The sequence below is a fragment of the Streptomyces sp. NPDC004667 genome, assembly GCF_040609475.1.
Classification (GTDB): Bacteria; Actinomycetota; Actinomycetes; order Streptomycetales; family Streptomycetaceae; genus Streptomyces.
The window spans coordinates 55,033-78,386 of the sequence record NZ_JBEXKC010000009.1; the positions used below are offsets into that span (position 1 = coordinate 55,033).

The 23,354-nt window shown below is 76.6% G+C and carries 15 protein-coding genes; 13 read left to right on the top strand and 2 right to left on the bottom strand.

Annotated elements, in window-relative coordinates; all coding sequences use genetic code 11:
* Nucleotides 1–126: 126 nt before the first annotated feature.
* Nucleotides 127–567: a MarR family transcriptional regulator gene (locus ABZW32_RS07405; protein ID WP_356212461.1), complete on the bottom strand. Its 441-nt coding sequence runs from the start codon at nt 565–567 to the stop codon at nt 127–129.
* A gap of 139 nt (nt 568–706) precedes the next feature.
* Here ABZW32_RS07405 and ABZW32_RS07410 point away from each other — a divergent pair, with 139 nt between their 5' ends.
* The 13 genes from ABZW32_RS07410 (at nt 707) to ABZW32_RS07470 (ending at nt 20,401) form a co-directional block, all read left to right on the top strand.
* The gene (locus tag ABZW32_RS07410; protein ID WP_356212464.1) at nt 707–2,287 is read left to right on the top strand and encodes an MFS transporter; all 1,581 of its coding nucleotides are present in this window, start codon (nt 707–709) and stop codon (nt 2,285–2,287) included.
* Nucleotides 2,288–2,494: 207 nt separating this feature from the next.
* Nucleotides 2,495–3,352, top strand: a complete 858-nt coding sequence (locus tag ABZW32_RS07415) for a DUF4132 domain-containing protein (RefSeq protein ID WP_356212467.1) — start codon at nt 2,495–2,497, stop codon at nt 3,350–3,352.
* Entirely contained in the window at nt 3,349–8,328 is a 4,980-nt protein-coding gene (locus ABZW32_RS07420) for a DNA-binding protein (protein ID WP_356212470.1), read from the top strand. The genes ABZW32_RS07415 and ABZW32_RS07420 overlap by 4 nt, the downstream gene beginning before the upstream one ends.
* Before the next feature lie 161 nt (nt 8,329–8,489).
* Nucleotides 8,490–9,644 (top strand): AAA family ATPase, encoded by a 1,155-nt coding sequence (locus ABZW32_RS07425; RefSeq protein ID WP_356212473.1) that lies wholly within the window; start codon nt 8,490–8,492, stop codon nt 9,642–9,644.
* Nucleotides 9,641–13,261, top strand: a complete 3,621-nt coding sequence (locus ABZW32_RS07430) for a DUF5682 family protein (protein WP_356212476.1) — start codon at nt 9,641–9,643, stop codon at nt 13,259–13,261. The genes ABZW32_RS07425 and ABZW32_RS07430 overlap by 4 nt, the downstream gene beginning before the upstream one ends.
* Entirely contained in the window at nt 13,258–15,432 is a 2,175-nt protein-coding gene (locus tag ABZW32_RS07435; protein WP_356212479.1) for a hypothetical protein, read from the top strand. Before ABZW32_RS07430 ends, ABZW32_RS07435 begins: the two co-directional genes overlap by 4 nt.
* 590 nt (nt 15,433–16,022) lie before the next feature.
* A complete protein-coding gene (locus ABZW32_RS07440) occupies nt 16,023–16,673 on the top strand; it encodes a restriction endonuclease (protein WP_356212482.1) in 651 nt (216 codons plus the stop codon).
* Nucleotides 16,674–16,773: 100 nt separating this feature from the next.
* Nucleotides 16,774–17,229, top strand: coding sequence for a hypothetical protein (locus ABZW32_RS07445; protein ID WP_356212485.1), 456 nt, complete (start codon nt 16,774–16,776; stop codon nt 17,227–17,229).
* Nucleotides 17,230–17,323: 94 nt separating this feature from the next.
* Entirely contained in the window at nt 17,324–18,082 is a 759-nt protein-coding gene (locus tag ABZW32_RS07450; protein WP_356212488.1) for a DUF1524 domain-containing protein, read from the top strand.
* Nucleotides 18,079–18,357, top strand: coding sequence for a hypothetical protein (locus ABZW32_RS07455; RefSeq protein ID WP_356212491.1), 279 nt, complete (start codon nt 18,079–18,081; stop codon nt 18,355–18,357). The genes ABZW32_RS07450 and ABZW32_RS07455 overlap by 4 nt, the downstream gene beginning before the upstream one ends.
* Before the next feature lie 85 nt (nt 18,358–18,442).
* Entirely contained in the window at nt 18,443–18,664 is a 222-nt protein-coding gene (locus tag ABZW32_RS07460; protein ID WP_356212494.1) for a DUF5302 domain-containing protein, read from the top strand.
* 218 nt (nt 18,665–18,882) lie between these two features.
* Nucleotides 18,883–19,293, top strand: coding sequence for a rodlin (locus ABZW32_RS07465; protein WP_356212497.1), 411 nt, complete (start codon nt 18,883–18,885; stop codon nt 19,291–19,293).
* Nucleotides 19,294–19,531: 238 nt separating this feature from the next.
* Entirely contained in the window at nt 19,532–20,401 is an 870-nt protein-coding gene (locus ABZW32_RS07470) for a glycoside hydrolase family 19 protein (RefSeq protein ID WP_356212687.1), read from the top strand.
* 48 nt (nt 20,402–20,449) lie between these two features.
* Here the strand turns inward: ABZW32_RS07470 and ABZW32_RS07475 are convergent, their stop codons facing one another.
* Nucleotides 20,450–23,194: a LuxR family transcriptional regulator gene (locus ABZW32_RS07475; RefSeq protein WP_356212500.1), complete on the bottom strand. Its 2,745-nt coding sequence runs from the start codon at nt 23,192–23,194 to the stop codon at nt 20,450–20,452.
* Nucleotides 23,195–23,354: the final 160 nt, after the last annotated feature.

The following is a 23,354-nucleotide window of genomic DNA, read 5'->3' on the forward strand; positions in this document are numbered from 1 at the left end:
CTCGGACCATCAGGGCACAGGGGCCGCGGACCGCCAGGACGCAGGGACCTCGGACCAACAGGGCACAGGGGCCGCGGACCGCCAGGGCAACGACGCCCCGAACCGTCAGAGCGAGGCCGCAGGCCGTCAGGCGCTGCGTTCCATGGTGGGGCGCAGCCGCTCCAGCAGGGCGTAGAGCGTCGCCCCCTCGGCCGCGTCCAGGGTGTCCAGCGCGCCGTGCGTGGCCTGCATCTCCTCGCGCACCCGACGGATGGTCTCGCGACCCTCGTCGGTCGCGACGACGTTCTTGACCCGCCGGTCGGCGGCGGAGGCCTCGCGCCGGACGAGCCCGCGCGCCTCCAGCCGGTCCACGATCCCGGTGACGTTCGAGGCGTCGCAGGCCAGGAGGGTCGCGAGGCCGCGCATCGGGACCGGGCCCTCCAGCTGGGCGAGGACCTTCGCCTGCGTGGAGGTCAGCCCGTACCGGCCGGCCGCCGCGGCGAAGTCCCGCCACTGCGCGGTGCCGATGGCGGCGAGCAGTTCGAGGAGTTCCAGCTTGCTGGGGGCGTGGGGGGCGGTGGCGCTCATACCCATGGAGCGTACGCCAGGATCATTGACATTATCAACCTTTTACTTGACCACCTTAACTATTACTGGCTACCTTCGTCCAAGTACTTGATGACATCAAACATCTGCGTCCTGAAGCAGTAAGAAGGTCTTGCCAGTCATGAGCTCCGCCGCATCCGCCCCCGCCGAAGCGAAGAACAGGAACGAGACGGTCATCGTCTTCGCCCTGAGCCTCGCCGCCATGGTCGTGTCGATGATGCAGACCCTGCCCGTTCCGATCCTGGGCCTGATCCGCAACGACCTCGGCACCTCCACCGCCAACGTCAGCTGGGTGACCACCGCCACCCTGCTGTCCGCCGCCGTCTTCACCCCGCTGCTCGGCCGCTTCGGCGACCAGCACGGCAAGAAGCCCACCCTGGTGGCCGTCCTCGGCGTCATGGTCGCGGGCTCCGTGGTGGCCGCGCTGGCGACCTCGCTGCCGCTGCTGATCCTGGGCCGGGTGCTCCAGGGCGCCGCCACCGCGATCTTCCCGCTGGCCCTGTCCGTGCTGCGCGAGGAGGTCCGCCCGCAGAAGCTGCCCGGCGCGATGGCCCTGGTCAGCGGCACCCTGGCGTTCGGAAGCGGCCTGGCGCTCGTCGCGACCGGCCTGCTGACCTCCGGTGCCGACGCCGACTACCGCAACGCCTTCTGGATGGCGACCGGCTTCGCCACGCTGGCCCTGCTGGCCGTCGTCTTCCTGGTCCCGGCCACCCGCCACAAGACCGGCGGGCGCACCGACTTCCTGGGCGCGCTGACCCTGGGCATCGCCCTGCTGCTCCTCCTGCTCCCGATCTCGCAGGGCCACGAGTGGGGCTGGTCCTCCGCCCGCACCCTGGGCAGCTTCGCCGGCGCCGCCGTCATGACCGCCGTCTGGGTCCTGGTGGAGCGCAAGGTGAGCGAACCCCTCGTCGACATGAAGATGTTCGTCCACCGTCCGGTGCTCATGGCCAACCTGGCCGGCATCCTCGTCGGCTTCGGCATGTTCGCGAACTTCCTGGGCGTCTCCTACCTCGTCCAGATGCCCGAGAAGCTCACCGGATACGGCTTCGACGCCTCCATCCTGCGCGCCTCCGTCGAGTTCCTGCTGCCCGGCGCGATCGTCTCGCTGCTCGCCTCCCCCGTCGGCGGCCAGCTGGTCCGCCACCGCGGTCCGCGCGTCGCGCTCGGCCTCGCCGCCGCCCTCGGCGCCGTCGGGTTCGGCTGGCTGGCCCTCGACCACGGCCACACCTTCTCGGTCATCGGCGCGGGCCTGGTCGTCGGCGCGGCCGTGAGCTTCGGATACGCCGCCATGCCCGCCGTGATCATGTCGAGCGTCCCGCACCACCAGAGCGGCATCGCCAACGGCATCAACTCGATCTCCCGCTCCACGGGCAGCGCGATCGGCAGCGCCATCGTCACCACGATCCTGGCGTCCAAGACGATCGAGCACCTCCCGGCGGGCGTTCCGGCGCTGCCGGCCGAATCCGGGTTCACCCTCACCTTCTGGATCGGGGCCGGCGCCTTCGCGCTGGTCGCCGTGATCAGCTGGCTCGGCCTGCGTTCCGGCCACGGACCCCGGGTGGCCGCCACGGCTTCCCCGGCCGGCTCCCCCGTCGGCGCGAAGGCCCCGGAGAAGGCCGCGGAGAAGGTCTCGGCGAAGGTCTCGGCGAAGGTCTCGGCGAAGGTCTCGGCGAAGGTCTCGGACACCGCCGACGCCGTCTGATCCCCCGCCACCTCCCGCCCACAGCCCCCCGGTCCCACGGACCGGGGGGCTGTGTCGTGTCCGCGGTCCACAGGCTTCGGGCCGCCCTGCGGACGGCGTTGTCAGTGGGGCTCGCTAGTCTCCCGACATACCGCAGCCCAGCAGGCGTTGACGCCGTGCACCGGGCTGCGCAAGACCATTTTCGGACAGGCGGAGGGGCACGGGCTGATGGCTTGGCTGGCGTTGGACGAGGGGTACGAGATCGCCCTCGTGGAGGGGCGGGTCGCCGTGCGGCGGCCTGCGGGGCGGCAGTTGAAGACGGTCCCCAAGGCGTTGCGCGACCATCCCGAGGTGGACCGGCTGCGCCGCCTCGCCGAGTGGCTCGACCGCCACGAGGCCGCCTGCGCCGCCCAGGTGGACACCTGGATGGTGTCCTCCCTGCCGGTGCCGACCGCCCTCCTCGCCCGGGTGTGGCCCGACGAGGCCTGGCAGGCGGCGCTGCGCGACCTGGCCGTCGTCCCCGACAGCGACCCCGACGAGGTGGGCTTCCTGCGCGACGCCACCGCCGAGGGCGAGCTCAAGGTGGTCAACCTCGACGGCGAGACCGTTCGCCTGCGCCCGCTCACGGTGACCCTGCCGCACCCGGTGCTGCTCCCCGACCTGGACGACGTACGGGAGTTCGCGGCGGAACTGGACCTCACCCAGCGGGTCGAGCAGATCCACCGGGCGACCTGGACCAAGCCCGCCGACCTCTCCCCCGCCGCCACCGAGGTACGGGACTACGCGGGCGGCACCTTCCCCTCCCGCTTCAGCCTCGCCGCCCGCGCCACCGGCCTCGGCTACCGGGTCGCCGGCGGCTACGCGACCTGCAAGGTGCGCGACTCGGGCCGGGCGGTGGAGGCCGCCGTGTGGATCGGCGAACCGTACTGGGAGGACGAGTCGGAGACCGGGCCGCTGAACTGGCACGACGAGGAGGGCCGGGCCGTACGGCTCGGCGAGGTCGGACCGGTGGCCTGGTCCGAGGGGATGCGGATGGCCGCGGCGCTGTACGCCGGGCGCAAGATCGAGGAGGGCGGGGACGCATGAGCACCACCGACACCATGAGCACCACTGACACCACCGCAGGCGCTGCGGGCACCGCGGGCGGCGAGGGTGCGAGCGCCGCGCTGCTGGCCGCCGGAGCCGTCCTGCCCGTCGGCACCACCGGTGCCGGGCCCGCCGCCGTCCCGCTGACCGCCCGGACCTACCGTCACCCCGCGCTCGGGGACGACCGGGTCGTCGTCCGGCTCGCCGCCGCCGAACTGGGCGCCGCCGAGGACCTCGCCGCCGGCTTCCTCGGCCTCGTGCCGCAGGGCGAGCCGCCCGTCGTCGGTCTCGGCCGGCGCCAGGCGCTCGGCTTCCCCGAGTGGGTGCTGGTGCACCACCCCGAGGACGGCCACCACGCGCTCGCGGTGGTCCCCGAACTGGACCGGCTCGCGCGGCAGGCCAAGACCAAGCCCAAAGCGGCCCTGGACGCCTGCCACGAGCTCGCCGACCGGCTCGCCCTCGCCGTCCCGCACTTCCTGCCCGTCTTCTACGAGCAGGCCGCGCGCGTCTTCCTCGCCGTCGAGAACACCACGTACGCCGCCCAGCTGTTCGGCCGGGCCCGGACCAGCGAGGCCGGCTACGGCCTGACCGTCGACGAGGACCGCCTCGACGCCGTCTTCCTCGAATTCGCCCTGGCCGGCGCCCTGCCGGTGAAGGTCCTCACCGGATACGGCAAGGAGCTCTCGGCGCGGGTCTCCCCCGCCGAGGCCTTCGACCGCTTCCGCCGCCTGTGCGTACGCCGCACCGCGGGCGGGCTCCCGCCCTCGGCGCAGGCCACCACCGAGCTGCGCCGCCTCGCCCGCGCCGCCGGGCTGACCGGCGGCGAACCCGAGCAGGAGTACCTCGCCGAACTGCTGCCGCTCCCCGCCACCCTGCGGGCCGCGGCCGGCTGGTGGAAGTCCCACCGCACGGCGCTGGCCGCACTGGCCCGGCGCGTGCCCGCGGTCCGCGGAACGCTGCTCGGGATGATGCCCGGCAGCGGCGGCGGCGAGGCCGGTGAACTGGCCGCGCTGTGGCTGGAGGTGCTGGAGGAATCGGGCGCCACCGCCGGACTCGCCGACGGCACCCTGCCCGAGGCCGAGCGTTGCCCCGACGGCACGGCCGGCTGGCTGGAGCGCTTCCACACCGCCCGCCACGCGGGCTGGGGTACCCCGCCGGCGCTGCCCGCCCTCCTCTCCCTCGTCACGCGCTGCGCCGAGAAGCTGCGCACCGAACTCGCCCTGCCGGGACGCGAGAACGGCCTGCGCCTGGCCCTCCAGGACGTGAACCTCCTCGACCTCCTGCTCTCCCTGGGCCTGCCGGTCGCCGATCCCGGCAACGCCTGGCAGGGCGTCATGGGCCTGGACCAGTGGGCCCGGTCCCCCGACCCGCGCGACCTGAGCGCGCTGTGCGCCGACGAACGGCTGCGGCCCGCCTTCTTCCGCACCCTGGACCGCTACAACGGCGACGGCTCCGGCGGCCGCGCGACCGTCCGGCGCCTGGCCGAATGCCCCGGCAGCCGCACGCTGCTCGCCGACTGGGTCGGCCAGGTCGCCGCGGCCTCCACTGCGGCCGCCCTGCCGGACCTGCCCGAGGCCATCCGCCGGCTGACCTGGCTCCCGGCGGAGGCCCTCGCGCTCGCCCCGCAGGAGGTTTCCCGGGCCGCCGCCACCGACCTGGGCGAGATCCTCGCCCGCACCCTGCGCGGCGGCCTGTTCGAGGAACTCCTCTGGCCCGCCTGGGAAGAGGCCGTCACCGCGCTGTCGCCCGCGGGCAACCGGCGGCAGCTGACCGTCATGGACGCCTGGCCGTACGTCATCGTCGCGAACTCCACGCAGGTGCGCGTCATCGACGCCGACTCCACCGTGCTGACCCACGACCTGCGGATCCCCGCCGCCGGCGGCCAGTCCCGGCAGGGCTTCCACTACACGGACGACGACCTGCTGGTGTTCTGGGTCCCGTACAACGGCCCCGTGCAGGGCTACTGGCTCAGCTCCCCGGGCGACGTCCTGACGCTGGACTCCTCCGCGAACTACTGGTCGGTGCGCTCCGAGCACGTCACCCTGCCCCTGCCCGGCGGCGGCCGCGCCACCGGCGGCGGCGTCCTGCACCGCGGCGACAGCAAACTGCCCGTCGAGCGGCCGGTGATCAGCGACGGCACCTCGTACTGGGTGTGGGAGCGGGGCGCGGCGATGGGCGAGTCCGACTGGGCCGAGTACGACCCCACCACCGGACTGCACGGGCGGCGTTCCCTGCCCGGCTTCCTCGCCGACGCCCTGCGCGACCACCCGAGCGGCAGCAGCCTGGCCGACGGCACCGGCCAGAGCTGGCTGCGCCCCACCCCCACCGTCGAGGGCTCCGTGCTCGGCGCGCCCGCGGACGGGCTCCTCGGCTGGCGCGCCGTCCACGTCCCCGGGCAGGGCTGGCACGGCTCCGACAACGCCGGACGGTCCGTGACCCTGGGCGAGGGCTCCCAAGTCCCGCTACACGCGTTGTCCCTGCCCGGCGACGACCGGCCGCGCGCCGTGTCCAGCAACTGGCGGACGCTCACCCTCACCGACCCCGAGGGCGCGGCCGTCTCCCGGATCAACGGGGACCACAACAACGCGGCCTACTCCGCGCGCGGCGCGGAACTGCCGCCGCTGCCCTACTGGTACTGCCTGCGCGCCCGGGACCCCGAGGGTTCGGCGGCGCTGCGCGCGGTGGACACGGCCACCGCCGGGACGCTGCTCAAGACCGTCGCCGAGGCCGAGAAGGGCGCGGACGTGCCCGCGCTGGTGCGGGCCGCCCTGCCGGGCGTCGCCGCGCCCGCGCTGCTCGCCGGCGTGACCTCGGCCGTCCGCGGCGCACTGGTCCAGCAGCGGGCCCTGGCCAAGGTCGCGGAGGACCTGGCCCGGGGCCCGGTGGCCCCGCGCACCGCTCCGGCGGACCGGGGGCCGGCCGACCACCTCCTGGACGGCGCCCTGGACGGCCTGGTGGGCAACGGGTACTACCGCCACGGCGGGGAGAGCGACGCGACGTTCCGCTTCCTGCGGACGCTGGCCAAGGCGGCCGGTGACACCGCCGCCGAGGGGGTGTCCGGCCGGCTCCACCTCGACGTGCCGAAGCTGGCGCACTCGGCGTTCCCCTGGACCGGGCCGTTCCTGGAGCAGCCCGCGGCCGTCGCCTACCGGATGGTGGTCGCCGGCGGCACCGACGAGCAGCGGGCGGCCCTGCGCCGGGTGCTCGGCGAGGTAGGCGCGCTGGGCGTGGACTCCGCCGAGGGCTGCGCCGCGCGGTGGCGCCGGGTACGGGTCCGGCTGGACTCGGCGCACCTGGTGGGCGGCAACGGGCGGGCGCGCAACCCGCGCCACCGCTCCGTACTGCCGCTCGGCGGCGGCGCGCTGCTCGCCGTGACCGACCACAGCGAGGTGCTGCCCGACGGGCAGGAGTTCGACGGGCTGCTGCACGACCCGTCCGGCGCCTTCGCCGTACCGGCGCCCTACGCCCAGGTCGGGGCGGGCTCGACCGTCGGCGACCCGGACCGGGCGGCCGGCTGGCTGGCCGCCTTCCTCGACGAGGCCGACCGCCGGGGTCCGGCCCCGTGGTTCGCCTCCGCCGCCGAGGAGTTCGCCCGGCTGACCGGGGTGTCCGCCGCGCTGGCGGCGCTGGTGCTGGCGGGCCTGCCGCGGCTGGACTCGTACGAGCGCGCGTTCCTCTCCGCCGAGCTGCGCGCCGTCCTCGGGGTCAAGGCCACCGACGCCGCGCACGCCCGTGACGACCTGAAGGAACTCGGCTTCGACGTACGGCGCGAGCTCGTCGCGGCGCTGCTGCCCGCCGACCCGGCCCGGCTGTGGACCGACGGCCCGGACGCGGCCGCCGCCGCGCGGGTGTGGAACCAGCGCGTGGGCCGTCGTACGCCGGTTCCCGAGTGGGTGCTCGCGGAGGCCTCTCGGGACGTGCGCACCCCCTGGCCGGCGCACCGGGCGCTGCCCGAGCTCCTCGGGCCCACGTCGTCCCCGGTGCTGTCCGCCGACGTCGAGTGGGCCGTCAAGGGGGACCACGTGGAGCCCGTCGTCCCCGTCAGCCGGTCCTTCGACGACTCCGCGCTGAGCGGGGCGATGGCCCTGACGGCCTGGCTGGCGCACCGGCTGCCCGCGGGTCACCCCGTCCGGGCCTGCCTGCCGCCCGCGCTCACGGCGGTCCGGCAGCGGCTGGCGGCCCCCGGGCTGCTGCTGACCGCCGGGCACTACACCTCCCTGCCCGACTTCCGCAGCGCGGCCGGCGCCCCGACCGAGACCGGCGAGGGGTACGAGCGCTACGGGGCGGTGGTCCTGGCCACCCACGACGACCGGCCGCGGCCCGCGCTGCGCACGGCGCTGCTGGACTCCACCGGTTCGGACCCGTACCTGCCGCTGCTGCGCGGGGTCGACCAGCGGCCGTCCGCGGCCGAGACGGCGCTGCGGCTCGCCCACGACCCGGCGTTCGCGGCCCTGCTCGCCGATCCGGGCGCGCCGGTGGCGGGTGCGGTCGCCGGGGACGGGACCTGGTGGACCCAGGACCCGAGCCGCAGCGTGCCCGAGCTGGTGGCGGAAGCGGAAGCCGCGTACGGGCTGGGCGCCGACGCCGCCGCCCTGTACCTGATGCTGCTCGCCATGCCCGACCCGACGGACCGCAACACGGCGCGGTGGACGGGCTGGAAGCCGGCCCGGATCAAGGCCGCGCGGGCCGAACTGGCCGCCGGCGAGCTGGTGGTCCAGGCCGCCCGGACCCGGGCCGGACGCACCCTGTTCCTGCCCGGCGGCTGGGCCGAGCCCGGTTCCCCGGTGCTGCCGGTGGAGCAGTGGAAGCTGCCGATGTACCCGGTGGCCCCGGGCGGCGGCCCGGTGCTGGGCGTGCTCGTGCCCACCGAGCCGGCCGCCGACCTCTACCGGCGGGCGTGGGGGCGGGTCCGGGAGGGCGACGTCCCGCGCTTCGAGCAGCTGAAGGTCAAGCGCACGGCGGGCCGCCGCCGCTGATCCCGGCGGAGCGGGTGCGGGGGCGGCCTGATGCGCCCCCGCACCCCTCCCCCTCCCCGAGCCCGCCCCGCCCTGCCCTGCCCTGCCCTGCCCCGACTCCCTTCGCTCTCTTCACACCTTTCGTTCGAGACTTCCCGAAGCCCAGAGGACCCGAGGAACCGATGACCGTCACCGAACAGCCCGCTCCCGCCCGGCAGGTCATGCCCGCCGAGGAGCGGTACGCCGCCGAACTCGCCTTCCTCGCCGCCCAGGACACCGGCCCCCGCCCGCCCGGCTGGGCACTGACGCCGCGCGCGGTCGTGACCTTCGTGTGCGGCAGCGAGGGGACCGAGCTGGCCCTGGCCAAGCGGCACGCCGGACTTCCGTCCAAGCTGGTGATCGCGCCGAAGTTCGTCGGCGAACGCGCCCTGGTGGAACGGTGCGTGGTGACCCTGGCCGGAGAGCGCGGACTGCTGCTCACCGGCGAGCCGGGCACCGCCAAGTCGATGCTGTCCGAACTGCTGTCCGCCGCCGTCTGCGGCACCAGCGCCCTGACCGTGCAGGGCACCGCGGGCACCACCGAGGACGCCTTCCGCTACGGGTGGAACTACGCGCTGCTCCTCGCCCAGGGCCCGACCCCGCAGGCCCTGGTCGACTCCCCCGTGCTCTCCGCGATGCGGACCGGGCGGGTGGCACGGGTCGAGGAGATCACCCGCTGCCTGCCCGAGGTCCAGGACGCCCTGGTGTCGATCCTGTCCGACCGGCGGGTCAGCGTGCCGGAACTGACCGCCACCGAGGACTCGTCGGTCAGCGCGGCCCCCGGGTTCACGGTCATCGCCACCGCCAACCTGAGGGACCGGGGCGTCTCGGAGATGTCCGCCGCCCTCAAGCGCCGCTTCAACTTCGAGACGGTCGCGCCGATCGCCGACCCGGACGCCGAGGCGACCCTGGTCCGCCGCCAGGCCGTCGCCGCCGTGCAGCGCGCCGGGGCGGCCTTCGGGGTGGACGACTCCGTCCTCGACGCCCTCGTCACCGTCTTCCGGGACCTGCGCTCCGGGCGCAGCGCCGAGGGCTGGGACGTGGAACGGCCCGGCACGGTCATGTCCACGGCCGAGGCCGTGCAGGTGGCGGCCTCGCTGGGGGTCGCGGCCGCGTACCTGCCCGGCGGCGACGTGCTGGACCTGCTGCCGGGACACCTGCTGGGTGTCGTGCGCAAGGACGACCCGGCCGACCACGGACGGCTGCTGGGCTACTGGGACGGCCCGGTCCGCCGCCGGGCCGAGGACGGCTCCGCGATGTGGCGCCGGCTCTGGGACCTGCGCGGGAGCCTGCGTTGACGGTCACCGATCCGCGGGAGGCGCTGGCGGCGCTCGCCGCGTCGCGCGAGCCCTACCTGCTGGGCGTACGCCACCACAGTCCCGCGCTCGCGGCGGTGGTCCCGGCCCTGCTGGAGGAGGCGGGGGCGGAGGTCGTCTGCGTGGAACTCCCGGCCGAGTTCCAGCCGTGGCTGGCCCACCTGGCCGACCCGGAGACGGTCGCGCCGGTGGCCCTGGCCGGGCTGGGGCGGGAGGGCCGCCTGGCCTTCTACCCGTTCGCGGACTTCTCACCCGAACTGGCGGCGCTCCGCTGGGCGCGGAGCCGGGGCGTGGAGGTCGTCTGCTGCGACCTCCCGCTCGCCGACCGGGGCTGGTCGGCAGACGCCACTGCGGCTGACCCCGCTGCGGCCGACGCCGCTCCGACCGGTCCCGCCCCCGCCGGGGCCGCCGACGGGACTGCGGACACGGCCGTCCCCGGGGCCGGGACGGACCGGGAGGCCGCGGCCGGCGGGTCCGCCGGAGCGGCGCCGGCCCGGTTCGCCGACGGGCTCGTCGCGGCCGGGAGCGGGCGCGAGGGGGACGACCTGTGGGACCGGGCCGTCGAGGTGCTGGCCCCCGGGTGCACCCCGGAGGCCGTGCGCCGCGCCGCGCTCGGCGTCGGCTGGGCCCTGCGGACCGACGCGCGCACCGTGTCCCCGGTCGACCTGGCCCGCGAGGCCCACATGCGGCGCGTGATCGCCGCCGCGGCCACCGGAGGCCGGGTGGCCGCCGTGATCGGCGCCTTCCACGCCCCGGCCCTGACGGCGTGCCGCTCCACGGCGGACGCCGTCGCCGGGGCCGTGGCCGATGCCGGGGCGGGGGCGCAGGACACGCCGCAGGAAGTCGTCAGCTCGTTCGTGGCGTACTCCCACGACCTGCTCGACTCCCGCTCCGGATACCCCGCCGGCATCCGGGACCCGCTCTGGCAGCAGGCCGTGCTCGAAGCGGGCGGCGACCCCGAACGGCTGCGGGAGGCCGCTTCGGTCGCCGTCACGGGCGTGTGCCGGGAGCTGCGCCGCGCCGGGCACACGGCGGGCACCGGGGAGGCCGCCGAGACCCTGCGGCTCGCCTGCGACCTGGCGGTGCTGCGCGGGCTGCCCGCGCCGGGCCGGGGGGAGATCCTGGAGGCCGTCCAGACGGTGCTCGGGCACGGCGAACCCCTGGGCCGGGGCCGGGCGCTGGCCCGCGCCCTGGAAGCCGTCATGGTGGGCACGGGCCGCGGCCGGACCACCCCGCACGCCCCGCGTTCCGGGCTCGGCCCCTCGGTGGAGGCGGAGCTGGCCGCGCTGCGGCTGCCGTCGCCCGAGGACCCGGCCGCCCGGGAGGTCCGCCTCGACCCGCTGCGTTCCGAGCTCGACGGGCGGCGCGAGGTGCTGCTGCAGCGGCTGCTGGTCTGCGGGGCCTCCTACGGGGAGCCCGTCGGGGTGGCCGCCACCGGCGACGGCACGGCCCTGGGGAGCAAGTGGCGGCTGTCCTGGACGCCGTCCGTCCCGGCCCGGCTGGACCTGGCGGGGGTCCGCGGCGTCACCGCCGCCCAGGCGGCCTCGGGGACGCTGCGCGAGCTGGCGCGCCGCGAGGCCGCCGAGGGCGGCCCGACGGCGGCGCAGGTGCTGACCGGGCTGGCCGCCGCCGCGCGCTGCGACCTGCCCGCGCTGGTCGACGTACGACTGGACGAGCTGGCGGCGGTCCTGCCGGAGAGTGCCGCGCCGGCGGAACTCCTGGACGCCGTCGACCTGCTGGAGGGGCTGCGCCGCGGCCACCTGCCCGGCGCCTCGGCCGGGGCCCGGGAGCGGTCCGCCGCTCTGGCCGGTGAGCTCCTCGACGCGGCCGTACGGGCCCTGCCCGGCCTCGCGGGGAGCGACGACCCCGCCGACGCGGGCACCCTGGTGGCCCTCGCCGACCGGGCCGCCGTCCGCCGCCTGGGCATGCGCATGGACGCCGCCCTGGCGGAACTGGCCTCCGGCGCGAGCCCGTTGATGCGGGGCGCGGCGCTGGCCGTACGGGTGCTGCTGGACCTGGACCCGGCCGCCGGGCTCGGCGAGCGGGCCGCCGCCTGGGTCGACGGCGCGGCGGGCCCCGACGGCCGGCGCGCCCTGGCCCGCCGGCTCACCGGCCTGCTCAGCGCCGCGGGACCGCTGCTGGACGCCTCTCCGGCGGCCCTGACCCCGCTGCTGGACCGGGTGGACGCCCTTCCCGACGAGGCGTTCCTGGAGCGGCTGCCCGCGCTGCGCGCCGGGTTCGACGTGCTCGCGCCGGCGGCGCGGGAGCGGCTGCTGGCGACCGTCACCGAGCGGCTCGGCGACCGGGTCGACCTGTCGCTGGACGCGCCGCCCGCGCTGCTCGCGCTGTGGGCCGCCGCGGACGCCGCCGGGCTCGCGGCGCTCAAGGACCTCCCGATGCCGGCGCGTCCGGTGGACGCCGAGGTCCCGGACGGGGCCGCGGAAGGGTCCGCGCCCGCGCGCCCGGAGCCGCGGGACGGCCGCCGGCTGGCGCCCGCCGACCGGTGGCGGCTGCTGCTCGGCAGGCAGCGCGACCGGCTGCCGGCCGGCGCGGGCCGCTACGCGCGGGCGCTGGACGAGCTGTACGGGGCCGGGCGCGGTGAGGGCTCCGGCGACGTGGGCCGCGCCGGTACCGGCGGCGGGGACGACCCGTCCTTCCCCACCGCCCGGGAGTGGGCGGCGGAGCTGGAGGCGCTGTTCGGCTCCGACGTACGGGAGGAGGTGCTCGCCGACGCGGCCGACGCGGGCCGCGCCGACGTGCTCGCGACGCTCGACCCGGGATCCGTACGCCCGTCCGTGGAGCTGCTGAGCTCGGTGCTCTCGCTCGCGGGCGGCATGCCGGAGCAGCAGCTCGCCCGGCTGCGCCCCCTGGTACGGCGGCTGGTCGACGAGCTGGCCAAGGAACTCGCCACCCGGCTGCGGCCGGCGCTCTCGGGGCTGGCCACCCCGCGCCCGACCCGCCGCCCGGGCGGCCCGCTCGACCTGGCGCGCACCCTGCGGGCCAACCTCGCGCACACCCGGCGGCTGGACGACGGCCGGGTGGTGGTGGTCCCGGAGCGGCCGGTGTTCAGCACGCGCGTCTCGCGCGAGGCGGACTGGCGGCTGATCCTGGTGGTCGACGTGTCCGGGTCGATGGAGGCCTCGGTGATCTGGTCGGCGCTGACGGCGGCGGTGCTGGGCGGGGTCCCGACCCTGTCCACGCACTTCCTCGCGTTCTCCACCGAGGTCGCCGACCTCACCGACCGCGTGGACGATCCGCTGTCGTTGCTGCTGGGGGTCCGGGTCGGCGGCGGTACGCACATCGCCGCTGGGCTCGCGCACGCGCGCACGCTGATCACGGTGCCGAGCCGCACGCTGGTCGTGGTGGTCAGCGACTTCGAGGAGGGCGCCCCGCTCGGGGGCCTGCTCGGCGAGGTGCGCGCGCTGGCCGCCTCGGGCGCCCACCTGCTGGGCTGCGCCGCGCTCGACGACGCGGGCGCGCCCCGGTACTCGGTGCCGGTGGCGCGGCAACTCGTGGCGGCCGGCATGCCGGTGGCCGCCCTCAGCCCCCTCGCCCTCGCCCGCTGGGTGGGCGACCGACTCCGTGGAGAACCCCGATGAGCGCCACCGTGTTGCCCCCCGTCGCCCCCGAGGTGCTGGCGGAGGCGGTGGAAGGCCTCAGCGCCCGGCTGCGCAAGCGGCTCGACGCCGCCATCGAGGCGTGCGGGGCGGGGGCCGAGGCCGGACCGGACGGCACGGTCGTGCTCCGCTTCGGTGAGGACGCGGTGGTCACCCTGAGCCCGGGCCCGTCGGGGACGGTCACGGATCCGGCCCAGGCCGTCTGCGCCTGCCTGCTGGCCCCCCGCTGCCTCCACCGCGCGGCCGCCCTGGGCGCGGCGCCCCTCGCGGATCCGGAGCCGGAGCCGGAGCCCCTCCGGGGGGCGGACGCGGAGACGGGGTCCCGACCGGGTACGGCCACGGAGCCCTCCCCGGAGACGGGCCCGGGTTCCCACCCGGAGGCCGGGACGAGCGCCCCCGCAGGATCGGAGACGGGCGCCGGGGCCGGCCCGCGCCCGGCCACGGGGGCCCTCCCCGGGGCCGGGACGAACCCCCTCGCGGGGCCGGATGCGGTCCTGGGGGCGAACCCCGGAACCGGATCCCACCCGGCCCCGGGAAGCTTCCCCGAGGCGGGCACCGGAACCGGACCTCACACGGCCTCGGGGTTCCTCCCCGGGGCCGGGGCGACGGCCCTCGCGGGGCCGGGGGCCGCAGCCCGTCCTGCGGCGGGCTCCGAGCCGCTCCCGGAGGACCGCGTGCAGGCGCGCCCCGGAGCGGCTGCCACCGGTGCCGCGGGGCGGGCGGCGGCGGACGGGGCCGCCACGGCCCCGGTGACGGCTGCCCAGCGGGCGGCCGGGGCCGGGTTGTGGGCGGTCGGGGCCGAGGCGCTGGCCGCCGGGGTCACCGCCGCCGGCGCGGTGGCCCAGGCGGAACTGCTGCGCGCCGCGCACACCGCGCGCCTGGCCGGGCTGCCGCAGGCCGAGGCCGCCGCACTGCGCGTCGTACGGGGTCTGCGCGCCGCACGGGAACGGCACGCGGCGCAGCGCCTCGGCGACCTCGCCGCCGCCTTCCGCGAACTGCTGGCCTCCGCCGCGCTGCTGGCGTCCGGCACCGGCGGTCCGGGTCTGACCGGCGGGGGCCGCCGCGCCTACACCGCCGGGGGCAGCCTGCGCGTGTACGGCCTGTGCCGGGAGCCGGTGCTGAGCGCCACGGGTTACGGGGGCGTGGTCACCCACCTGTTGGACGCGGACGGCTGCGCCTACTCCCTGTCGGACGTCCGGCCCGGCGGTCTCGCCCGCGCCCGGGGTGCGGGGGCCGCCTCCGTCGCCCTCGGCGGAGGGGTCCTCGACCACGCCGGGCTGGCCCGGGCGGGCCTGCGCATCGTCGGCGCGACGGTCTCCGCCGACGGGCGGCTCGGCGCCGGACGCGGGGTGCGGGCCACGCCCATGCCCGTGACGCCGTGGACGGCGGAGCCGCTGGCCGCGCTGTTCGCGCGCCCGGTGGCGGAAGCCGTGGCCGGGCTGCTGTCCCGGGACGAGGCCGAACCGGGCCTGCTGGGCTGTGACGTCGAGGTCGTCGGCGCGGCCGGGGAGCACCTGCTCGTACGGGAACCCCGCGCGGACGCCCCGTTGCTGCGGCTGCGTCCCGCGCATCCGCATCCGGAGCTGGCCCACACCGCCAACCTGCGCCGCCTGGCCGGGTATCCGGGGCTGGCGGTGCGGGTCCTGGGACGCCCGGACCCGGACCGCGCGGCGACGCTGAGCCCCCTGGCGGTGGGGCCGGTGCCCGGGGCCGCGTACACGCTGCGGCTGCCGCCGGAGTGGCACGACCGGGCCGATCTGGGCTACGACCGGCTCCAGGGAAGCCACTTCCCGGGCGAGGCCCCCGTGGCCGCGGCGGAGGCGGTGGTGCCGGGCCCGGACCCGTTGGCCGACGCGCCGCTGTGGCGGGTGGGGCGGCTGCTGGAGACGGGGGTCGCCGGCGGCCGCCGCGCGGTGGCCGAAACCGCGCGGGGTCCGCAGCCGCTGACGGCCTACGGTCCGTTGCGGCGGGCCGGGTTCGGGGCGGCGGCGGACCTGGCGGCCGCCCTCGTGGCCGAAGCGGACCGGCGCCCCCGGGACGTGTTCGGCCGGCTCACCGATCCCTCGTCGGACGGCTACGCCTGGGCCTGGCTGGCGGCGTCCACCCACCTGAGGGCGGCCCGGCGCTCCCTGGTCACCGCCTCCTGGACCTGACCGCCCCGGCGGCGGAGGCCGCCCCGTCCGGACGGCCGGTCCACCGGCGCGGGGGCGTCGGCTCCGTCGGCGGGGCGGGGCGGGCGGGAACCCCGCCGCCCGGGTCCGCCCGTCCGCCTCCACCACGGGCGGGTGACCCCGCCGCCGTCCGGGCCGGCCCCTGCGGCGGGGCCAGTCCCCGTACGCCCCCGACCCCCGCGCGTCCTCGGCACGGAACACGGGACGCGGGGCGCGAGGCCGGAGCGCGGAGCGCGGAGCGCGGGGCCCGGAGCGCGGGGCCCGGAGCGCGGGGCCCGGAGCGCGGGGCCCGGAGCCCGGAGCATGGGGCCGGGGGACCGGTGCGGGAGGCGGCTCCGGCGTGGGCGGGGCGCGATGCGCTCTCTGTTTTCGGCCAAGTCCCGTGGGCGTTCGGCCCGGTCCCGGCGGCATCGGCCGCCCGCGCGCGGGGGCCGGACCTGCTGCCGGTGCGGCCGGATTTGGGCCCTCGACTCGACGTCCATGACGATTCCACCCTTTCTGGACCCGGCGCTGCCCACACTCTTCCCGGGAGGGCCCCGCACCGCGGCCGGCCCCTGAGCGGAGGGGGCTCGATGACACCGGAGGGCTACCACCACGTACGGGCGCGCGGCCGCAGCCGGGGGCCCGGGGAGCGGATGACCGCCGGGGGTCTGGCGCTCGTCGCGCTGGTGGCCGTGACCGGGGTCGCCGCCGTGCACGGCCCGGCCGTGGCCCTGGCCGCGGCCCTCGCGGCGGTGGCCGTCGCGGGATGGCGCACGCTGAACCGGGCCGCGCGCCCCGCCGCCCTGCGGATCACCCTGGCGGAGTTCGACGCCATGGGCCACGAGGAGTTCGCGTACGCGGTGCGCGACCTGCTGGTCCGGGACGGCTGGGGCGCTCGGGGGGCCGCCGGGGTGATCGGCGGTGGCGCTCGGCACGACCGCGTCCTCGTCCGTGCCCGGCACACCCGCGCGGGCGCCGCCGGGGCCACCGTCGGCACGTCGGTGATGGCCGAGGCGATGGGCGCGGCGGATCCGGCACACCGGGCCGACCACACCCTGGTGGTCACCAACGGCGGCCTCACCCAGGACGCCAAGGCATGGGGCGACCGGCACGGCGTGCGCTGGATCGACCGCGAGCTGCTGCGCCGCTGGGCGGAACAGGGAGCCCCGCTGGCGGACTTGCTGCGCCCGCCGCCGGACCGGCCGCGCCGACCGGAGCGACGCGCCCTGCGGACCCGGTAGGGCCCGGCAGGACACAGCGGGCCCCCCGGGACCCGGTCGGGTCCGCCGAGGAGGCCCCGCGCGGGTGCTCCTACGATGGCGGCACCGACGAAGGAGCACCGTGGATCCCAGACCGCCGACGCCCGCCCACCGGCTCGGACCCCACCCGTTGACCGAGGAGGGCATCGCGGCCCTGCTGGCCCGCTACGAGTTCGGCGACTCCTGCCTCCGTCGCGTCGTCCTCGATCAGGAATACGGACCGCGTGCGGCGGGGGGACGGCTCGCCAGGCTCGTCGTCGACGCCAGGGTCGTGGGCGAGGGCCTCCGCTGGGAACCGGTGTGCCTGGAGCTGCACGACGTACGGCGTTTGCGCATCGACGAGAGCGTGGGCTTCTCCTGGGTGCTCTACGACCCCCCGCGGTTCACCCGCTTCGACGGGCTGTTGCAGGTGGACCTGTGCGCCGAACGTTTCGGGAGCCTGCGCCCGGAGAGCGCCGCCGAGGTCTTCGAGGGCTCGCAGCTGGTCTTCGAGGCGGTCGGTGGCAGCTGGAGCGCGCTGCATCCGTGGCAGCGGTAGGACCGCCGAACACTCCGCACCGCCCGGTGCGGGGTTGGTTGTCCGGTTATGGGTAGTCTTCCCGGGTCAGCGCGGAGTCTCGTCGGGGTGGGTCATGGGTCGTCAGTCAGGTGTGCGCGGCGCGGCGGTGGTGGTGGCCGTGCTGCTCGGTATCAGCGGATGCGGTGGGCCGGGGTCCTCCGGGGACGGCAAGACCGGGGTTACGCCCGGACCGGGCCCGGCCTCCGGCACGTCCAGGGGCGCGGGTTCCGCCCCGCCGGCTCCCTCGGGGGCCGCCGGACAGCCGGCCCCCGGGGACGTGCTGCCCGGGATGGTCAGCGCGGCCGTCGCCCGGACCCAGCTGGCGGCGCTGACGACGGGCAAGCCCGGCACGATGGCCGGGTACAGCCGCGACAAGTTCACGCACTGGGCCGAGCAGGGCAACAAGTGTGACACCCGCGAGGTGGTCCTCAAGCGGGACGGCGCCGATGTCACGCAGGACGCCGAGTGCCGGGCCCTGACGGGCCGCTGGAAGAGCCTCTACGACGGGGTGACCGTCACCGAGGCCGCGAAGCTGGACATCGACCACATGGTGCCGCTCGCCGAAGCCTGGCGCTCGGGCGCCGCCGCCTGGGACGCGGCCCGGCGCAAGGCCTTCGCCAACGACCTGACGCGGCCGCAGCTGCTGGCGGTCTCGGCGTCCTCCAACCGCTCCAAGGGCGACCAGAGCCCCGACCTGTGGCAGCCGACGGACAAGTCGAGCTGGTGCCAGTACGGGCGCGCCTGGACCACCGTCAAGTCCCACTACGGGCTGACCGTCACCGACGGCGAGAGGGCCATGCTCACCACCATGATCGACACCTGCGCCTCGTGACCGGGCCCGAACGCACCTGGCAGGACGAGGTCCTCGCCGGTCCCGGCGGGGCCATGACCGACGAGGTCGGGGTCATCACCGGCCCGCTCACCCTGCGGACGACCGGCGGGGCGGCCGGCACGGTCCGGTTCGCGATCCAGTACACGGACGCCGACGAGTGGTACACGCTGACCGGCAGCCCGGTGGCCCACGGCGATCCGTACGCCCTGCACAGGGCCGCGCTGCGCGCCGTCCGCGCCGGCGGCGGGGCCGTGGCACCGGCCCCGTCCCGCTGACCGGCCGGCCCGGTGCGAACCCGATGGCCCGCGGACGGCCCGGCTGACAGACTGGTCCGACGTGATCACTCCAGGAGGCATACCGATGGCTGACGCACCACAGACCCCGCAGGCGGACGGGGCGGCGGCGGACGTCCCGCAGGACGAGTCCCCGGCCGACGAGGCCAAGCGCAAGTTCCGCGAGGCGCTGGCGCGCAACGCCGCGAGCGCCCAGTCCCAGCAGTCGCACCAGAGCCGGGCGAAGGTGCAGGGCTCCAGCGCCGGCGCCGGGGGCAAGAACAAGAAGGTACGCCGCAAGACCGGCTGACACCGGGGCCGGGCCCGGGCCGGCTCGGCCCGGCGCCGTCGGGGAGCGTGCCGGTGGTCGCCGGGGGCCGCCTGGAGCCCGGGGCGGCCCCCGGCGACCACCCGGCCACGACGCGAATCATTGCGCCGCATGGGTGATCGGCGATAACCCCTGGACGCGGGGGCAGTTGATCAGGACGTCCCGCCGGGGACAGCTCATGCGACAGAAGGATCCCCACAATGCTCAAGAAGTTCATGGCCACCGCCGCGGTCACCGCCTCCGTACTGGGCACGGGCGCCCTCGCGGCCTCCCCGGCGATGGCGATCGGGAACGACGACGGCGTGAACACCGTCAACGGCAACGGCGCCTCGCAGATCTACGGCAACCAGGAGACCAAGGGCAACCAGAGCCCGCAGCTCAGCGCGATCCAGGGCTCGCTGAACAAGCTCTGCGTCGGCCTGCCCGCGAAGGTCAACGCGCAGTCGGTCCTCGCCGCCCTCAACATCGGCGTCCAGGACATCAACGTCCTGTCCAACCCGCAGAACCAGCAGTGCGCCGAGAACTCCACCCAGGCCAAGGGTGACGAGTCGCTGTCGCACATCGTGGACAACATCCCGGTCCTGTCCGGGAACCTGTCCGCCGGCAGCTGACCCCAGCGGCATCCGGAACGGCGTGACGGCCACGGTCGTCACGCCGTTCCGGCGTTCGCGGAGTCCCGTGCCGAACCCGGAAAGCTTTGGTCTAGACCTTGACAGGTCCAGACCATCTTCGCTTCAGTGGCGGTAGCCGTCGCCCCCCACCCCTCGCGACGATTCCCCCCACCCCAGGAGCAGTTACGTGATACGCGCCCTCCGCCGCCGTACCCTCTCCCTCGCCGCGGCCGCCGCCGTGACGCTCGGCCTCGCCGTCGCCCTGCCCGCCTCCCCCGCCGCCGCGGCCCCCGCCTGCGCCTCGGCCTGGACCTCCTCCGCCGTCTACACGGGGGGCACGAGCGCCTCGTACAACGGCCACAACTGGCAGGCGAAGTGGTGGACCCAGGGCGAGACGCCGGGGACCACCGGCCAGTGGGGCGTCTGGTCGGACCAGGGCTCCTGTGGCGGCGGGGGCACGGACCCGGACCCCGGCACCGGCAACCCCTCCGGTTTCGTGGTCAGCGAGGCCCAGTTCAACCAGATGTTCCCGAACCGGAACCCGTTCTACACGTACAACGGCCTGGTCGCGGCCCTGTCCGCCTACCCCGGCTTCGCCAACACCGGTGACGACACGGTCAAGCGGCGCGAGGCGGCCGCCTTCCTCGCCAACGTCTCCCACGAGACGGGCGGGCTGGTGTACATAGTGGAGCAGAACACCGCCAACTACCCGCACTACTGCGACGCCTCCCAGCCCTACGGCTGCCCCGCGGGCCAGGCCGCCTACTACGGGCGCGGCCCCATCCAGCTGAGCTGGAACTTCAACTACAAGGCGGCGGGCGACGCCCTGGGCATCAACCTCCTCGCCAACCCCTACCTGGTCGAGCAGGATCCGGCGGTCGCCATGAAGACGGCGCTCTGGTACTGGAACACCCAGAACGGCCCCGGCACGATGACCGCCCACGCCGCCATGGTCAACGGCGCGGGCTTCGGCGAGACCATCCGCTCTATCAACGGGTCCCTGGAGTGCAACGGCGGCAACCCGGCACAGGTGCAGAGCCGGGTGAGCAAGTACCAGAGCTTCACGCAGCTGCTGGGCGTCACGCCGGGCAACAACCTCGGCTGCTGACGCGGCCCCCCGGGCACCGAGCGGGTCGCGCCCCGGGGCGGGACCCGCTCAGTGTCCGCGCAGCGCGGTGGCCAGTTGGGCGCGGGAGCGGACCTCCAGCTTCTGGTAGATCCGGGTGAGGCGGGCCTCCACCGTCTTCACGCTCAGGAAGAGCTTCGCGGCGGCCTCCTGGTTGCTGGCTCCCCCGCCCACGAGCAGCGCCAGTCTGGCCTCGGCCTCGGTCAGGGCCGCCACCCCGGGGTGCGGGGCGGCGGTCTCGGGCGGGGTCTCGCGGGCGAGGCCGAGCCAGGGCTTGGCCCCGGCCCCCGCGAAGACCTCGGCCGCCGCCGACAGGGCCGCGCGGGCGGGCGCCCGGCGCCGGCGCCGGCGTTCCACCCGGGCCAGCGCGAGGAGCGTACGGCCCTGTTCCAGGGGCAGCCCGAGGGCCCCGAACCGCTGCGCGGTCAACTCCAGCAGGGCGACCGCCGGTTCCGGTTCGCCCTGTGCCGACCGGCACAGGGCCCGGGCCCGGTCCAGGGCCGCGACCACGGTGGTCCGCCCCAGGGAGCGGGCCACGGGGGTGACCCGGTCCAGCAGTTCCCCGGCCCCGGCGGGATCGTCGGCGGCGACCAGGGCCTCGGCGAGCTCCCCGTGCCAGCGCAGGACCGAGGGGTCCACCACCTGCTGGGCCTCCTCCAGCGCGGCGACCCGGCGCAGCGTGGCGACGGCCTTCGCGGCCTCCCCGGTGGCCAGTTCGACGGTGCCGAGGGCGTACAGCGACCGCGACAGGAAGACCTGGTCCTGTTCCTCCTCGGAGGCCTGGATGCCCCGGCGGGCGTATCCGGCGGCGCGCGCGAAGCCGCCGGCCGCGGCCTCGGCCGTGGCGGCGACGTACCAGGCCGGTCCGGGCGACAGGCCCGCCTCGATGGTCAGTTCCAGCGCGCGGCGGGCGTGCGCGGCTCCGGCGGCGCAGCGGCCGCGCCGCAGTTCCACCTCGGTGAGGCTGCGCAGCACCTCGAAGACGTCCTCGGCGGATCCGGTGCGCTGTACGGCGGGCAGGAGCACGAGGAGCTGACGGCGGGCGTCGGCGAGCCGGTCGTCGAAGAGGGCGTGGCGGACGGCCAGGTACTGGGGCGCGTTGCGCATCCCGAGGGGGACCTCGGGCGCGGGCAGGGCGAGGGCCTCGGCGAGGATGTCCTCGGCGTCCGGGCACCCGAGGATGCGGCCCATGCGGGCCCGTACGGTCAGGGCCATGGCCTCGGCCACCTGGTCCCCGCCGGCCTTGGCGAGGGCGCCGGCCTCGGCGGCGGCGTCGCGGGAGCGCACGGGGTCGCCGTCGCCGATGTTGTGCTTCCAGGCGATGCGCAGTTGGACGGCGGCCCGCAGTGAGGGGTCGCCCGCGGCGTCGGCCAGGGCGTGGGCGATGGTCTCGTCGACGTCGGCGAGGGCCTGCCCGGCGGCGTCGATCACGGCGAGCCGGGCGCGTACCCGCTGGGCGGGCGAGGCGTCGCGGGCGAGGACGGCGCGGGTGGCGCGGCGGGCGAGGTCGGCGCGGCCGGCCCAGCCGGCGTCCTCGGCGGCGGCGACGAGCCGGGCGAGTTCCTCGCGGGGCAGGCCGAGGGGGGTGCGTTCGGCGGCGAGCAGACCGAGTTCGGCGGCGAGGGCGCGCTGACCCCGGCGCCGGCACGCGGCGGCCGCGTCGGTGATCTGGGCGGCGAGGTCCGCGTCGGGGGTGTCGACGGCCAGCGCGCGGTGGCGCACGGCCTGGACGGGGTCGTCGACGGCGGCGGCGAGGGCGGCGTGTCCGGCCGAGCGCTCCGGCCAGCCGGCGTCGGCGGCCAGGGCCGTCGGCAGGGCACCGGCCGTGAAGGTGACGGCTCCGTCCTCCCCCACGGTGACCAGCGCGGCCCGTTCGGCCTCCGCGAGTTCCGCTTCGGCGTCGGGGCGGCCGGCGCGGCGCAGCAGCGCGGTGGTGGGGCGGGCCGCGAGGGCGGCGAGGAGCAGGGTCCGCCGGGCGCGGGCGGGGGCTTCGGCGAGGAGCCGACGGGCGACCTCGCGGGCCTGGCCGGAGACGGGCGGGGTGTCGGCGTGGTGGGCGGCGCCGCCCGGTCCGCCGCAGGCCTCGGCGAGGGAGTGCCCGAGGGCGAGGGCGAGCCGCGGGTTGCCCCCGCTGGCCTGGTGGACGCGGCCGGCGAGGCGGGCGGGCAGGCCGTGGCGGAGCAGGAGTTCGGCGACCTGGTCGGCGCCGAGCGGGGGGACGCGGACGACGGGTGTGCCGGGGCCGCAGAGGGGTTCGGCGACGGGGGCGCCGCCCTGGACGCATTCGGCGACGAGGACCCGTACGCGGGGCGGGGTGAGGCGCAGGACGAAGCGGAGCAGGTCGGTGCTCTCGGCGTCGAGCCACTGGGCGTTGTCCAGGACGAGCAGGACGGGGCCCGGGACGGACAGGGTGCGCAGCACCTCGACGACGGCGAGGCGCAGCGCGACGTGGTCGCGGCCGGCTCCGGGGTCGTCGGCCTCGCGGCGGAGCAGGGCGATGGCGGTGCGCTGGGGTCCGGCGAGGCGTTCGAGGGCGGTGCGGGGGACGGAGGCGAGCAGGGTGGCGGCGGCGGCCTCGGGTATCGCCTGGTCGGCGGCTTCGGGGGCGAGCCGCAGGACGGTTTCGCGGCGGCCCGCGGCGGCGGCCGCGACGGCGCGCGCCACCTCGGTCTTGCCCGCTCCGGCGGGTCCGGTGAGAACGGCCCGGCCGTGCGTGGTCAGCGCACGGTGGACCGCCTCGATGAGTTCGCGTTGTCCGACATTGGTGTGTCCCACCCCGGTGTCAGCGTGCCCCGTCGCCGCCACGCACAGCCACCAGCCTTTCGCGCCCCAGTTCTGTGCCTTTCCTGTGAGACGCGACAATACGAGGTCAGCCGCCGGACGGACCCGGATTGTGACGCAGAATTCAGTCCGCATTCAGTACGTGGACAGGAAT

Excerpts from the sequence above, each read along its gene's own strand:
- ABZW32_RS07405 (WP_356212461.1), bottom strand. The coding sequence starts at position 567 with ATGAGCGCCACCGCCCCCCACGCCCCCAGCAAGCTGGAACTCCTCGAA.
- ABZW32_RS07410 (WP_356212464.1), top strand. The coding sequence starts at position 707 with ATGAGCTCCGCCGCATCCGCCCCCGCCGAAGCGAAGAACAGGAACGAG.
- ABZW32_RS07415 (WP_356212467.1), top strand. The coding sequence starts at position 2,495 with ATGGCTTGGCTGGCGTTGGACGAGGGGTACGAGATCGCCCTCGTGGAG.
- ABZW32_RS07420 (WP_356212470.1), top strand. The coding sequence starts at position 3,349 with ATGAGCACCACCGACACCATGAGCACCACTGACACCACCGCAGGCGCT.
- ABZW32_RS07425 (WP_356212473.1), top strand. The coding sequence starts at position 8,490 with ATGACCGTCACCGAACAGCCCGCTCCCGCCCGGCAGGTCATGCCCGCC.
- ABZW32_RS07435 (WP_356212479.1), top strand. The coding sequence starts at position 13,258 with ATGAGCGCCACCGTGTTGCCCCCCGTCGCCCCCGAGGTGCTGGCGGAG.
- ABZW32_RS07440 (WP_356212482.1), top strand. The coding sequence starts at position 16,023 with ATGACACCGGAGGGCTACCACCACGTACGGGCGCGCGGCCGCAGCCGG.
- ABZW32_RS07450 (WP_356212488.1), top strand. The coding sequence starts at position 17,324 with ATGGGTCGTCAGTCAGGTGTGCGCGGCGCGGCGGTGGTGGTGGCCGTG.
- ABZW32_RS07460 (WP_356212494.1), top strand. The coding sequence starts at position 18,443 with ATGGCTGACGCACCACAGACCCCGCAGGCGGACGGGGCGGCGGCGGAC.
- ABZW32_RS07465 (WP_356212497.1), top strand. The coding sequence starts at position 18,883 with ATGCTCAAGAAGTTCATGGCCACCGCCGCGGTCACCGCCTCCGTACTG.